We start from the raw sequence: 14078 nt of genomic DNA, 5'->3' as shown, positions 1-14078 counted from the left end.
GCGCTTCGCCGACCGCAAGCCGACCACTACGCGAGCCGTGAGGCTCTGATCGAGCTCATGCGAGTGAGCCCGAGGGCACGCAGATGATGTTTCGGAGGCAGGCGAACGGCCGGTACTCCAGACCGACCGTCGGTTCCCGAGCGTCCAACCACCGTGCCGGACAAGAGATTTGAACGCTCACCTAGCCACCGCGGCCCCACAGTTGGCGGTAGCGTGCGGCGGTGGGTGCCGTGCGGTGGGGCCGGGAGGCTACGGATGGGGACGACGATGCTCGGGGATCTGCTCGACGAGGCCGTGCTGATACTTGAGAAGGGCGCGGTGGGGCCGGACGCGCGGCGGGAGGCGGAGGAGCTGGCCGCGCGGGTGCTCGGGGTGGAGCCGGGCGGGCTGGATCCGCGGCGGGAGCTCGACGGGAGATCGGTGCGGCGGTTGCGGGATCTGGTCGGCCGGAGAGCCGACGGCGTGCCGCTCGGCCACCTGACCGGGCGGGCCGTGTTCGGGGGGCTGGAACTCCTCGTCGGGCCGGGGGTGTTCGTGCCGCGGGTGCACAGCGAGCTCGTGCTCGCGGCGGGCCTGGAGGCCGTCGCGGGGACGCAGGCGCCGACGGTGGTCGACCTGTGCGCCGGCTCCGGCGCGATCGGGCTGGCCCTCGCCCACGCGCGGCCGGACGCCCGGGTGCACGCGGTCGAGTTCGATCCGGTCGCCGCGGACTTCGCCCGCCGCAACGCGGCCCGTCGGGCCGCGCTCGGGGACACCGGGGTGACCGTCCACGAGGGCCCGGCGGACCGGGCGGGCGCGCTCACCGGCCTGGCGGCCGGGGCCGACCTGGTGCTCGCGAACCCGCCGTTCATGCCGGACACGGCCGACGTGCCGGACGAATTCGGCCGCTACCAGCCCCGCCAGGCCGTGTTCGGCGGCGCCGACGGCCTGCGGGTCGTGCGGCAGGTGGTGGAGGCGGCGGCCGGGATGCTGCGGCCGGGCGGCGCGCTGGTGGTCGAGCACGGGCACCTGCACGGCGCGACGGTGCCGGCGCTGCTGCGGGAGTCCGGCCGCTTCGCCGAGGTGACGTGCCGCCCGGACCAGGACGGCTGGCCGCTGTACTCCTCGGCCGTCCGCACCGAGGCCTGAGAACGCCAACGGCCGTTCCCCTCCCGCACTGTGCGCGCACAGTGCGGGAGGCGCCCCGGTCTCTTTCGGCTGCAAGATCTGATACGTTCGCAGGCATGTTCCTCCTCTGTGCGTAGAAGCCGCCGTCGCTGCGTCCCGTCCGGGCGCGGCCTTTTGCTGCCCACGCACACGTCTTCGCGCATTCCCGAGGAACACGTTCATGTCTTCGCCTCTCACGGCACGGTCGTACGCGGCCGTGCTGCGGATCCCCTACGCCCGCCGCACGTTCGGCGCGGCGCTGCTGGGCCGCCTTTCGTACGGAATGGTCTCTCTCGCACTGGTCCTGGCGGTCCGACGGGCCACCGACTCCTACGCCGCGGCCGGCGGCGTCATGGCCGTGTTCGGCCTCACCAGTGTCTTTCTCTCTCCAGCCCGCGCTGCCCTGGTGGACCGGTACGGACCGCGCCGCGTGCTGCCGGTCATGGCCGCCGGCTACGCGGCGCTGTTGACCGCGCTGGCGCTGGCGACCGCGTGCTCGGGCGCGTCGGCGGTCGTGCTGGGCGTCCTCGCCGGCGCCGCGGGCGCCGCCACACCGCCGCTCGGGCCGGTGATGCGGTCGCTGTGGAGCACCCTGCTTCCCGATCGGGGGTTGCTGCAGCGCGCGTACAGCCTGGACGGGGTGGCCGAGGAGCTCCTGTTCGTCACCGGACCCCTGCTGGTGGGTGTGCTGGTGAAGGTGGCCGTGCCGTCGGTGGGTCTCGCGGTGAGCGCCGCCCTCGCGTTGACGGGAGCACTCGCGCTGGCCACCTCCCCGGCGGCCGGCGGCTGGGCCGCTGCGGGGAAGACCGAGGACGGCGGAACGCCCGCCCGGTCGGCCGGCCGTCCCGGCCTGGGCCAGGCGATCGCCGTCGCGGCGGGTGTGGGGATGGCGCTGGGAGCCCTGGACCTCCTGGTGATCGCGGTCGCCGACGCACGGCACGTCCCGGACGCGGTGCCGTGGGTCCTGGCGGCGCTGTCGGCGGGCAGTGCCGTCGGCGGTCTCGTCTACGGCGCCGTCCCGTGGCGCAGCTCCAGCAGGCTCCGGCTGTCGGTGCTCGCGGTCGCGCTGGGGCTCGTCCTGGCGGCGACCGGTCTGTCGCCCCACCCCTACGTGCTCATCGTCGGTGCGGCACTGGGCGGGCTCTTCGTGGCCCCGGCCGTCACGACGGCGTATCTGATCGCCGACGAGTGCGCCCGCCCGGGCGCGCGCACCAAGGCGGGCGCATGGGTGAACACGGCCCTCAACGCCGGCTCGTCGTCGGCGACGGCCGGCGCCGGGCTGCTGGTGGGGCGCCTGCCCCTGCCCGTGTGCTTCGCCCTGGCCGCGGCCCCTGTCGTCCTGTCCGCCGCGACCGGGCTGCGCGGCCGCCGCCGCTCCGCGCTCCCGGCCCCGCTCGACGGGGAGCCGACGGAAGGCCCTGACGCCGAGCAGCAGCGCCACAGTTACGACGTGGGGCGCTTTTTTGCACTTCACTCAATGAAGCGATGCGGCGGGCCGGGCCGGCGGCGAATGTTCTCTCACCGGTGATCACCTGGGTTCCGATGCAACACGGTGTCCGTCAGGTGCACTCGCGCCGCGCAAGGCGGTCCACCGGATCAGAGCCCACTGGGAGGGCGAATCCGCAGATTGATCACCATCGAACGCGCGGGGGCTTCAAGGTGCTGCGATGGTAAGAGGGTTGTACAGGTCAACCATCGTGCGCACTGGGAGCGGCAACCAATCGCCTGTCGACTGGTCGCTTCGGGATAGCAGTTCGAGTACGTCGGTCGCAGTCGGACGGCGGCTGGGATCGTGGTCGAGGCACCGGGTGATGACACCGACAAACCGAGAGGGTAACAAGCTGAGAGCAGATTCCAGGGATTCGCCGTCCGGGAGCGGCGCGGCTCCTGCGGCATGGCACAACACCATGCCGAAGGCGTAGAGATCCGTGGCATGTGTGATCGGCGCGCCTGTGAGCTGTTCCGGAGCGAGGAACCCCTGCGTGCCGAGGACATAGTTGGTACTGGTGAGTCCGATGCTGTCGAGGGCGCGAGCGATGCCGAAGTCGATGATGCGGGGTCCTGAGCCGGAGATGATGACGTTGCTTGGCTTGAGGTCGCGGTGGACAATGCCGCGGGCGTGGATGCGCTCAAGCGCTTCGGCGACGCCGACAGCGAGGGTGTGCAGGGTCCTCGGGGGCAGGGCCCCTTGCTGGCTGAGGACCTCGTGCAGTGATGGGCCGGGGATGTACTCGGTGGCCAGCCAGGGCGGGTCGCCGTGGGGATCGGCGTCGACCACTGACGCGGTGTGGAACCCACCGACGAGGCCTGCGGCTTCGATCTCGCGGGCGAAGCGTTTCCGGAAGGTCGTATCCTCGGAGAGCTCCCGCCGGATGACCTTTACTGCGACCAGGCGCTGCCCCGGCGACTGGCCGAGGTAGACCGTGCCCATTCCGCCTTGCCCCAGTACCGCCGTCAGCCGGTAGCGGCCGATACGGCGAGGATCATCCTGCCGCAGCGGACGGTGCCCGGGGGCGATGCCCGACCGCACGAGCGATTGCGGCGTACCAGGCGCCACCCCATCACCATGTGTCGGGGCGACGGGACCCCTGTACCGGTCAGCGTGAGCCTGCTGCGGTGTCGGATCCTGGATGAGCGTAGGCAGTGCGCCCATCTTGCACTCGACTCGGTGGACCCGGATACCCCAGCGGGCGGTGTCCCGATCAAGCGCAGCGAGCAGGTCTATGGTGATCTCCTCTCGGGAGTTCAGGGCCCGTTCGAGGTCCATGCCGTCGATGGTGCGGCGCATCGTGGCGACCGTGAGCTGCTCGATTGCCTGGACGTAGCTGGTCACGCCGTAGGTGGCGGCCCTTGCATCGGACACCTGGTAGGAGACAAAGATGTCGATGTCGACGCGTCGATTGTCCTGCGTGACCACCTGCTGCTGCGGAACCGCCATGACCTGTTCACGCAGGTCGACCCGGAAGCGAACTTTGTCGATGATCGGGATGACGAAGTTCAGACCGGGGTCTAGCGTGCGGGTGTAGCGCCCAAAGCGCTCCACGATGGCGGCGCTGGCCTCCCGAACGATGTAAACCGTTTTGAACAACGTCCTGATGACGAGCGCCACCAAGATGATCAGAACGATGAGGACCGGCTCCACAGCGGCTCTCCCCCTCCTCCAGGTTCCCTGCCCTGACGCCAGCTCGCGCCGGGCAGCAGTCTTCCAGATCTACCCCATGATGTGATTGTCTTCACGAACATGAACTGGCCAGTGGGCAAAGCGCTTTGCGGCGAACGTGGCTATGCCGGCATTCAAACTGTCTTCGGTGGGGATGGGGTTGTTCGTGGCGCGGGAATGCCCAGGTCGATGACGGGCCTGCGAGTGAATCGCTCCGTTTCGTCCCTAATCGAGCGGAGGAGCGCAAGGGTGAGGTCCAGACCTTCGATCTCGCCGAACCAGCCTTCGGCCTCCGCGCGTTCGCGGCGGGTGAGGAGGTCGGTTTCGAGCTCGTTCAGCCGGCCGAGCATCTTGGGGTTGACGTTGAGCATCGGGCAGCGGATGCAGGCGTGTTCGTGCTGGCAGGGGGTGCCATAGGGACGGGCGCAGGAGCCGAGCTCGACCTTGCGCTTGTCGAAGTGCTCCTCGAACTCCTCCCACTCGGCGGTCGTGGCCTCGCGGTACTCCTCGGCGGGCCTGACCTCGCGCCGCTCGGCGAGGTAGGCCATGTAGTGGCGCACGACGTCCTCGTCGAACACGGCGACGTAGCCGCGGGTGGTCTGGAGATTCAGGTGGCTGATCAAGGCGGGCCGTGCAGGCGGGTCGCCGCGCGAAAGCGTTCCAGAACCACCGGGGACCCACCCACGGAAGCGGCTCCCCGTGCAGCTCGTAGTCGGCGGGCACCCGGGGTCGTCAGCGCCGCCCGCCGAACTGCCAGGCGTGCACCTCGATGTGGGCGTACCGGTCCGGGGTCAGGACGGCGCGTGCCGTCTCCCGGTCCGGCGCGCGGAGCAGCGCCGCCGTGCCGAGCCAGGTGGCTCCGTCGTCGGACAGCAGCGGCCCGTAGGCGATCAGTTCGTCCCGGTCGGCCGGGACGGCGAGGTCGGCCGCCTCGCCCGTGCCGAGGCCGAGCACCAGGTACCGGTTGCCGCCGGTCCGGCCGCCCGGGAAGTCCCACATGGTGCGGCCGAGCAGGTTGCGCCACCGCCGCAGCAGCACGTCCCGGTAGACGCCGGCCTGGTAGCCCGGCTCCTCGAAGGCGAACGCACGGGCGGCGGCGGGGCCGGGCAGGTCGACGATGTGCAGGCTGCCGGTCGGCGCGCCGTCGTCGTCGAGGGTCGGGCCGCGGGCGATCATCTCCTCCGCGAACCGGTCCATGTAGGACCAGTGGTCTTCCAGCAGTTCGTGGCGCAGCGGCAGGGAACCGGTCCGGTCGCGGTGGTAGCAGAGGAATTCCATGACCGTATGGTCCCGCATGCGGGTGCGCAGGAAGTCGGCCCGGTGGACTTCCTGCGCACGGCGCTGGGCTCAGTACTGCTACAACGGCTCCTGGGCCAGGTTGTCGGTGATGCGCTGGAGCACGGCGACCGCAGCCGCGTACTCCTCCTCCGTGATGTCGCCGAGGAACTCCGCCCGCACCCGGTCCATGTGTTCCTTTGCCGTCGTCAGGCCCTCACGGCCCTGTTCCGTGAGGGTCAGCCGGTCGTCCGTGCCGATGCCGAGCCAGCCCCGGTGCACGAGGGCGTCCACGGCGTGGACGATCACCTCGGGGCCCATGCCGTAGGGCACGGCCACGGCGCGGATCTCCTCCCTGGCGAGGCCCTGCTCGGCCCGGACGATGTTGTTGAGCGCCCACCACTGGGGCTGGGTCACGTCGATGCGTGCGAGGGCCGCCTGCGAGTGTCGCAGGATCGCCTCGGTGGCGCCCCGGGCGACCAGGGCGATGGGCCGTTGGCCGAGGGCGGTGGTGCCGTTCTTCGGGGTGTTTGCGGTCGTCATGATCGCCAAGCTAGGACCTCAAGCGCGGTTGAGGTCAAGGGCGTGGCACGGCCGCCACGAGGTACCCGGCACCGACGGGCTGTGCGGCGCGGATCGAGGAGGTGCTGGTGGACGGCGACCGCGGCGAATCGTGCTGACGCACTGGCACGGGGCCCACACCGGCTCGGGCGTCGGCCGGACCATGCCGGGCGTCTTCGACACCGACCGCGTCCGAGCGATCCGGTCACTGCGTCGGCTTGCTGAGCGGGAGGTCGAAACGGCGGCCTTCGAGTTTGGCGACCCGATCGCCCAAGGCGCGGTTTTCGCTCTGCGGGAAGCGGCAGCCGCAACCGCGCTTTGACGTTCGTGTCCTGCTCTGCCCAAGCCCGCCGGCTGTCGCCGGATCACGAGGTGCCGGTGCGTGGGAAGTCGGGCGGGTCGACTTCCTGTGAGTGTGCTCGGGTCGGGGCGCGGAGTGGCGGGGTTGGTGCCGCCGGATCACGGAATGCCGGTGCGCAGGAAGTCGGCCATTCCGACTTCCTGCGCACCGGCTGCGCTGCTCAGCGTGGGGTGAGAGGCCTGCGGAAGCCCGTCACCGCCAGCCAGGCGCCGAGCGCCGCCACGGCGGTGCCGAGCAGCAGGGCCGGCACCGCCGTGCCCGTCCCCGGGAGGCCGAGGGCGAGGGCGCGCGTCGAATCGATGGCGTACGTCAGGGGGTTGACGTGGGCGACGGCGGCGAGCCAGTCCGGGAGGTCGGCGGTCGGGACGTAGGCGCTGGAGGCGAACATCAGGGGGAGAACGGCGATGATCGCGAGGTTCTGGATCGGCTCGGCGCGGCGCAGCCAGGCCGCCGCCGCGATGAACAGCCAGCCGAGCGCCCAGCTCATGAACAGCGTCAGCCCGATCGAGGCGGCGACCGCGCCGGCCCCGCCGCGCGGGTGGTAGCCGAGGACGAGGGTGCCGAGCGCCAGGATGATCACGGCCTGGACGGCGGCGCGCACGAGCGTGGTGAGGCTGCGCGCGACGAGCAGCGAGCTCGGGGCGACGGGCAGGCAGCGCAGGCGGGCGACGATGCCGTTCTGGAGGTCCTCGACGAGGCCGACCCCGGACTGGACGGCGGACTGCACCGCGTTGTCGACGAGGACGGCGGGCAGGACGAAGTCCAGGTAGGTGACGTCCGGCGGGAAGTGCGGGGGGAGCCCCATGCGGCTGAACACCTGGGAGAGCACCACGAGCGTGATGACGGGCTGGAGCAGGCCGAAGAGCAGGACCGCCGGGTCGGTCACGAGCGCGCGCAGCGACCGGCCGGTGAGGATGCGGACCTGGGTGAGCCGCGAACTGCCGCGCCAGGCGGGCGCGGTGGCCGTCGGGGTGCGGGGCGGTCGGCCGGTTTCGAGGGTGGTGGTCACCGCTTGGGTCCTTCCGGGCTGACGAGCCGGTCGAGGTGGTCGCGGCCGTCGAGGCTGTCGGGGTGGTGGGCCAGGGCGAGGTAGACGTCGTCGAGGCCGGGTTCGCCGAACGTGAGCTCGGCGGCCTCGACCCCGACCCCGTCGAGCGCCCGGACGACGGCGGCGATGTCGCGGGTGGCCTCGATGGGGACGACGAGGGCGGCGCCCTCGCGCCCGGTGACCGGGGCGAGCCCGGCCCGGCGCAGCGCGTCGGCGGCCCGCTCGAAGTCGCGGCCGGCGTCGCTCCCGGGGTCGTTTCCGGAGTTGCCCCCGGCAGGCCCGTCGAGGACGACGGTGACGGTCCGCCGGCCGACCCGGGCCTTGAGTTCCGCCGGGGTGCCGTGGGCGACGACGCTCCCGCCGGAGAGCACGGTGATGGCGTCGGCGAGCCGGTCGGCCTCGTCCAGGTACTGGGTGGTGAGCAGGACGGTGGTGCCCTCGGCGACGAGGCCTTCGACGATCTCCCAGAGGCCGAGCCGGCTCACCGGGTCGAGCCCGGTGGTGGGTTCGTCGAGGAACACCACCTCGGGCCGGCCGACCAGGCTCGCGGCGAGGTCGAGGCGCCGGCGCAGGCCGCCGGAGTAGCCGCGGGCGGGCCGGTCGGCGACGTGGCCGAGGTCGAACAGGTCGAGGAGCTCGTCGGCGCGGGCGCGTCCGGCGCGGCGTCCGGCGCCGAGCAGCCCGGCGAGCAGGAGGAGGTTGTCGCGCCCGCTGAGCCGCCCGTCGACGGTCGCGTACTGGCCGGTGAGGCCGATCCGGCGGCGGACCTCGGCGGGGCGGCGCCGGACGTCGAACCCGGCGACGCTGGCCCGGCCGGTGGTGGGCGCGAGGGCGGTGGTGAGGACGCCGACGAGGGTGGTCTTGCCGGCGCCGTTGTGGCCGAGCAGGGCGAGCACGCTGCCGCGGGGGACGGCGAGGCTGACCGAGTCGAGCGCGCGGACGGTACCGAAGGTCATGCCGACGTCGACCGCCTCGATCACGAGGTCGTCGTCGGCCGTGGTGGGCGGGGAAGTCATGGCCGGTTCTCCGTTGGGCGGTGGTGGGACGGGCGGTCGGGGCTCGTCGGTCGGGGCACGTCAGTCGACGGCGTCCATCAGGCGGAAGAGCTCCTCGTCGGTGGCCGCGTCGAGGTCGGGCCCGGGGCCGGGGCGGGCCGGCCCGGCGGGCGCGGCGCAGCGCCGGGCGAGGTCGCGCAGGCGGGTGGCGGTGGCCGGGTCGGGGGTGGTGCCGGCGGCGAACAGCGCGGCGAGCCGGTCGACCAGGTCGGCCGCGCTGGGCTCCGGTTCGGCGCCCCGGTCGGGCCGGGCGCGGGCGGCGCGGAGGGCGCCGAGGGCACGGACGACGGCGGCCGGGGAGGGGTGGTCGAAGACGAGGGTCGCGGGGAGGGTGGTGCCGGTGGCGGCGGCGATGCGTTCGCGCAGCTCGATCGCGTTGACGGAGTTGACTCCGAGGTCGGAGAACGCGTGGGTGGCGTCGAGGTCGTCGGCGCCGCGCCCGAGCACGGCGGCGGTCTCGGCGAGGACGAGCTTGAGGAGGAGGGCGTCGCGCTCCTCGGGGCTCGCTGTCGCGAGTCGGTCGTCGGACAGCGGCGCGTCGAGCAGCGGTGCGTCGGACAGCGGTGCGTCGGCAAGGGCCACCGCACGGGACACCGGAGCGGCGGCCGCGAGCCAGTACGTCTGCCGCTGGAACGGGTACGTGGGCAGCGGCACCGGCCGGGCGCCGGGCAGGACGGCGTCCCAGTCCACCGGCACGCCGTGCAGGTGGAGGCGGCCGGCGGCGGCGAGCAGGGCGCGCGTCTCCTCCCCCTGGTCGGCCGAGCCGGTGGCGATGACGGCGGCCGACGCTCCGGCCTCCGCGGCGGCCAGGCACTCGCCGAGCATGGGGGCGAGTGCGGCGGCGGGCCCGAGTTCGAGGTAGGCGTCGACGCGCTCCGCGCCCAGCCGGGCGACGGCGTCCCGGAAGCGGACCGGCTCCCTGGCCTGCCGCACCCAGTGGCCGGGGTCGCGGGCCTCGTCGGCGGTCAGCGGGCGGCCGGTCACGCCGGAGACGAGCGGTACGGCGGGTGCGGCGAAGGACAACCCCTCCAGCACACCGCGGAATTCGGCCAGCATCGGCTCCAGCAGCGGGGAGTGGAAGGCGTGCGAGACGCGCAGGCGCGTCGTCCGCCGGTCGGCGAAGTGCGCCTCGATCGCCGCGACCGCGTCCTCGGTGCCCGAGACGACGACGGACGACGGCCCGTTGACGGCCGCGAGCGACACGAACTCGCCCAGCAGCGGCAGGACTTCGCCCTCCGCCGCCCGGACGGCGAGCATCGCGCCACCGGCCGGGAGGGCCTGCATGAGCCGCCCCCGGGCGGCGACCAGCGTGCACGCGTCCGCCAGCGACAGCACTCCGGCGACGTGCGCGGCGGCGATCTCGCCGACCGAGTGCCCGGCCAGCAGGTCGGGCCGCACGCCCCAGGACTCCAGCAGGCGGTGGAGCGCGACCTCGTGGGCGAACAGTGCGGGCTGCGCGAACTCCGTCCGGTCGAGGAGCTCGTCGGAACGGTCCCACAGGACGGAGCGCAGCGGCCGTTCCAGCAGCGGATCCAGGACGCCGCACACCTCGTCCAGGGCGGCCGCGAACTCCGGGAAAGCGGCGGCGAGTTCGCGCCCCATCCCGGGCCGCTGGCTGCCCTGCCCGGCGAAGACGAAGGCGAGCCGCCCGCCGCCGTCGCGCCGACCGGTGGCGGGGGCGACCGGCGAGGGCTCCCCGGAGGCGAACCGCCGCAGCGCGTCGACGAGTCCGGTACGGTCGGCGGCGGCCAGCAGCGCCCGGTGACCGTGGACGGCCCGGGTGGTGGCCAGCGCGTGGGCGAGGTCCGGCAGAGCGTACGAGGGGTGGGCGCCGACGTGCTCGGCCAGCCGCCCGGCCTGGGCCCGCAGGGCGGGCTCGCTGCGGGCGGAGAGCACCAGCGGCACCGGACGGTCGTCGGCGTGCCGGGAAACCCCGGGCAGCACGGTCCCGGCCTCGGCCCGCCCGGCGTCGGTGTGCCTCGTGGCTGCGTCCGCGTGGTCGGTGGGCCGCGCCGGCTCGTCGCCGGGGGCCGCCGCGGGCGCGTCTTGCAGCGCCGTGCGCTCGGCGTCCGTGCGCCGCGCGGTCGCCTCTCCGTGGTCGGTGGGCCGCGTCGGCCCGTCTCCAGAGGCCGCCGCGGGCGCGTCTTGCAGCGCCGTGTGCCCGGCGTCGGTGTGCCGCGTGGCCGCCTCCCCGTGGTCGGAGGACCCCGTCGCCCCGTCTCCGGAGCCCGCCGCTGGTGCCTCCTCCAGCACCACGTGCGCGTTCGTTCCGCTGATCCCGAACGACGACACCCCCGCCCGCCGCGCCCGCCCGTCCTTCCGGGGCCACGGCTGCGCCTCGGTCAGCAGCCGGACGGCGCCGGAGGACCAGTCCACGCGGGTGGTCGGCTCGGTGACGTGCAGGGTCCGCGGAAGCAGGCCGTGCCGCAGCGCCTGCACCGTCTTGATCACGCCGGCCACCCCGGCCGCCGCCTGGGCGTGCCCGATGTTCGACTTGACGGACCCGAGCCACAGCGGCCGGTCCGCCGGGCGCGTGCCGCCGTGGACGGCGAGCAGCGCCTGCGCCTCGATCGGGTCGCCGAGCGAGGTCCCGGTGCCGTGGGCCTCGACGGCGTCGACGTCGCCGGGGGCGAGCCCCGCGTCGGCGAGCGCGCGGCGGATCACACGCTGCTGGGCGGGGCCGTTGGGCGCGGTGATGCCGTTCGAGGCGCCGTCCTGGTTGACGGCCGAGCCGCGGACGACGGCGAGCACCGGGTGCCCGTTGCGCCGCGCGTCGCTCAGCCGCTCCAGTACCAGCAGGCCCGCGCCCTCGGCCCACGCTGCGCCGTCGGCGTCGTCGGAGAAGGACTTGCAGCGGCCGTCCGCGGCGAGGCCGCGCAATCGCGAGAACTCGACGAACGACGTCGGCGTGGCCATCACCGCCACGCCGCCGGCCAGCGCGAGCGAGGACTCGCCCGACCGCAGCGAACGGCAGGCGAGGTGGAGGGCGACGAGCGACGAGGAGCAGGCGGTGTCGACGGCGAGCGCCGGGCCCTCCAGGCCGAAGCAGTACGAGATCCGCCCGGCCAGCGCGCTGCCGGCGGTGCCGATCCCGAGCAGGCCCTCCAACTCCGCCGGAGCGCCCGCACCGTAGTCGTGGTACATCGCCCCGGTGAAGACGCCGGTGCGGCTGCCGCGCAGCCCGGTCGGGTCGATCCCGGCGTGCTCCAACGCCTCCCAGGCCGTCTCCAGGAGCAGCCGCTGCTGCGGGTCGGCGGCCAGGGCCTCGCGCGGGGAGAAGCCGAAGAAGGCGGCGTCGAACCGGCCTGCGCCGTCCAGGAACCCGCCCCGGCGGACGTAGGACGTCCCGGGGTGCTCGGGGTCGTCGTGGAAGAGGCCGTCGAGGTCCCAGCCGCGGTCGGCGGGGAACGGGGAGTCGGTGTGGGTGCCGTCGGAGACGAGCGCCCAGAGGTCGTCGGGGGAGGAGACGCCGCCCGGCAGGCGGCAGGCCATGCCGACGATGGCGATGGGTTCATCGGAGGAGGCGTCGTCCGGACCTTCCTCCGACCGGTCCGGCACCGCGCCCGACAGCAGTGCGGCGACGGCCGCCGGAGTCGGGTGGTCGAAGCCGAGGCTCACCGGCAGCGGACGGCCGGTCGCCTCCGCCAGCAGGTTGCGCAGCCGGATGGTGCGCACCGAGTCCAGTCCGTAGGCGCGGAACGCCGTGTCGGCGCCGATCGGTTCGTCGTCCGGGCCGCGCTCCATGACCTCGGCCGCGCACGAGCGCACGAGGTCCAGCGCGTCGCGGTAGTCCATCGACAGTGGTGGAACGACCGTCTCCCCGGCCGCCAGCTCCTCCAGCGACCGCCGGTGCAGCTTCCCGGCCGGGGTGCGCGGGAGGTCGTCGACGGTCACCAGTTCCAGCGGCATCTTGTACTCGGCGACCTCGCGCTCCCGCAGGAAGCCGGTCACGGCCCGCAGCCCGATCGCCGGGTCCGCCGCGCGGGTGAGCACCAGGCACGGGATCTCGCCGAGCCGCGCGTCCGCCCGTCCGACGACGGCGAGCGGGCCGATGCCCGGCATCGCCGCCAGCAGTTCCTGGACCTCGGTCGCGTCGAACTTCCGCCCGCCGACGTTGATCAGCTCGGCCGCGCGCCCGTGGAAGCGCAGCAGTCCGTCCGCCCCGAGGCTCGCCCGGTCGCCCGTGCGCAGCCAGCCGTCCGGCGTGACGGCCGCGGCGGTCAGTTCGGGCTCGCGGTAGTAGCCGCGGAACATGCTCGGGCTGCGGTACTGGAGGTCGCCCGGCTCGCCCGGGGGCAGTTCGCACCCGTCCTCGCCGACGATCCGTACGCGCGCCCCGCTGGTGGGTCGGCCGACGCTGCGCACGGCGGCGCCGACCGGGTCGGTGGCGGAGGTCCGGGTACCGGTGCCGAGTTCGGACATGCCCCAGACGACGACCAGCTCGCCGCCGAGCACCGCCCGGACGTCGGCGGCCAGCGCGGCGGGGATCGCCGCTCCGGCGGTGCGCACCTCGTGCGGCAGGAAGCCGGCCGGCTGCCCGCTGCGGGCGAGGGAGGCGACGACGTCGTGGAGTTGCGCGGGGACGGCGAAGACGGCGCTCGGCGCGGTGGCGCGGGCGAGGGCGAGGAAGCGCTCAGGGTCCCAGCCGCGCAGGAGCACCTGCCGGCAGGCGCGGAACAGCGCGGTGTGCAGCGACTGCAGGCCGAAGAGGTGGGTGAGAGGGCAGGCCGTCAGGATCGCGTCGGCGAAGGCCGGGCCGCCCTCCCCGGCGACGGACGCGGTGTTGGAGAGCAGTCCGTCGTGGCTGTGCACGCAGATCTTGGGCCGGGCCGAGGTGGTGCCGGAGGACGGGATGAGGACCAGCGGGTCCTCGGGCCGCACCTCCACGGGGTGCGGCGGGTGGCCCGCCCACGCGGCGGTGAGCCGGTCCAGCGCGTGGACGCCGGCCGCGGCCGGGGCCTCGCCGCCCCCCACCGCAACTTCGCCCCCGGCGACCAGCACCGCCCGCAGGGAGGGCACGTCCGTCAGGAGGCCGGGCGCCGCAGCCGCCGCCTCCGCCGGGAGCAGCACGGCCACCGGGTCCACCCGGGCCAGCAGCGCCCGCACGTCGGCGGCGCCGTGCCCGGCGTGCACGGGCAGCAGGACGGCGCCCGCGGTGGCGACGGCGACGTGCGCCGTCTGGTACTCCCGGCAGTTGGGCAGCTGGACGGCGACGACGTCGCCCGGCGCGACGCCCAGCTCCTGGAGCGCCCGGGCCAGCGCGGCGGCCTCGTCGGCCCACTGGCGCCAGGTCAGCTCCCGCTCGCCGTCGACCAGGGCGACGGCGTCCGGCGCCCGGCGCACCGCCGCCGCGAACACGGCGGGCAGGGTGTGGCCGCCCAGCGCCCCGGGGGAGCCGGCGGCCGGATCGATCGCGTAGTCATCGCTGTGGACGGACACCTTCGCTCCTGACGGGGTCGCTGGGCGGCTGCG

Annotated in this window: 9 protein-coding genes; 2 read left to right on the top strand and 7 right to left on the bottom strand. The window is 74.1% G+C overall.

Going from position 1 to position 14078, the window contains the following annotated elements; all coding sequences use genetic code 11:
• Positions 1-255 precede the first annotated feature (255 nt).
• Positions 256-1128 carry a N5-glutamine methyltransferase family protein gene (locus ACFXDE_RS06730; RefSeq protein WP_380491531.1) on the top strand — a complete coding sequence of 291 codons (873 nt, stop codon included), beginning with the start codon at positions 256-258 and terminating at the stop codon, positions 1126-1128.
• A gap of 199 nt (positions 1129-1327) precedes the next feature.
• On the top strand, positions 1328-2674 hold the full coding sequence (locus ACFXDE_RS06725; protein ID WP_380491529.1) for an MFS transporter: 1347 nt from the start codon (positions 1328-1330) through the stop codon (positions 2672-2674).
• Between the two features lie 126 nt (positions 2675-2800).
• On the opposite strand, the gene ACFXDE_RS06720 is transcribed toward ACFXDE_RS06725, so the two are convergent.
• The 7 genes from ACFXDE_RS06720 to ACFXDE_RS06690 form a co-directional block, all read right to left on the bottom strand.
• On the bottom strand, positions 2801-4288 hold the full coding sequence (locus ACFXDE_RS06720; protein WP_380491527.1) for an SPFH domain-containing protein: 1488 nt from the start codon (positions 4286-4288) through the stop codon (positions 2801-2803).
• A gap of 152 nt (positions 4289-4440) precedes the next feature.
• Positions 4441-4929, bottom strand: a complete 489-nt coding sequence (locus ACFXDE_RS06715) for an integrase (RefSeq protein ID WP_380491525.1) — start codon at positions 4927-4929, stop codon at positions 4441-4443.
• Between the two features lie 109 nt (positions 4930-5038).
• Positions 5039-5584 (bottom strand): YciI family protein, encoded by a 546-nt coding sequence (locus ACFXDE_RS06710; RefSeq protein WP_380491523.1) that lies wholly within the window; start codon positions 5582-5584, stop codon positions 5039-5041.
• 78 nt (positions 5585-5662) lie between these two features.
• Entirely contained in the window at positions 5663-6124 is a 462-nt protein-coding gene (locus ACFXDE_RS06705; RefSeq protein WP_380491521.1) for a MarR family winged helix-turn-helix transcriptional regulator, read from the bottom strand.
• 539 nt (positions 6125-6663) lie between these two features.
• Positions 6664-7512, bottom strand: a complete 849-nt coding sequence (locus ACFXDE_RS06700; RefSeq protein WP_380491519.1) for an ABC transporter permease — start codon at positions 7510-7512, stop codon at positions 6664-6666.
• Positions 7509-8567: an ATP-binding cassette domain-containing protein gene (locus ACFXDE_RS06695; RefSeq protein WP_380491517.1), complete on the bottom strand. Its 1059-nt coding sequence runs from the start codon at positions 8565-8567 to the stop codon at positions 7509-7511. Before ACFXDE_RS06695 ends, ACFXDE_RS06700 begins: the two co-directional genes overlap by 4 nt.
• 60 nt (positions 8568-8627) lie before the next feature.
• A complete protein-coding gene (locus ACFXDE_RS06690) occupies positions 8628-14045 on the bottom strand; it encodes a beta-ketoacyl synthase N-terminal-like domain-containing protein (protein ID WP_380491515.1) in 5418 nt (1805 codons plus the stop codon).
• Positions 14046-14078: the final 33 nt, after the last annotated feature.

The organism is Kitasatospora sp. NPDC059408, from assembly GCF_042751525.1.
Lineage (GTDB): Bacteria > Actinomycetota > Actinomycetes > Streptomycetales > Streptomycetaceae > Kitasatospora.
The sequence above is the reverse complement of the archived record's forward strand: the minus strand, read 5'-3'. Positions and strand labels throughout refer to the sequence as shown.

Coding starts and splice junctions, on each gene's coding strand:
- ACFXDE_RS06695 (WP_380491517.1), bottom strand. CDS start 8,567: ATGACTTCCCCGCCCACCACGGCCGACGACGACCTCGTGATCGAGGCG.
- ACFXDE_RS06730 (WP_380491531.1), top strand. CDS start 256: ATGGGGACGACGATGCTCGGGGATCTGCTCGACGAGGCCGTGCTGATA.
- ACFXDE_RS06725 (WP_380491529.1), top strand. CDS start 1,328: ATGTCTTCGCCTCTCACGGCACGGTCGTACGCGGCCGTGCTGCGGATC.
- ACFXDE_RS06710 (WP_380491523.1), bottom strand. CDS start 5,584: ATGGAATTCCTCTGCTACCACCGCGACCGGACCGGTTCCCTGCCGCTG.
- ACFXDE_RS06705 (WP_380491521.1), bottom strand. CDS start 6,124: ATGACGACCGCAAACACCCCGAAGAACGGCACCACCGCCCTCGGCCAA.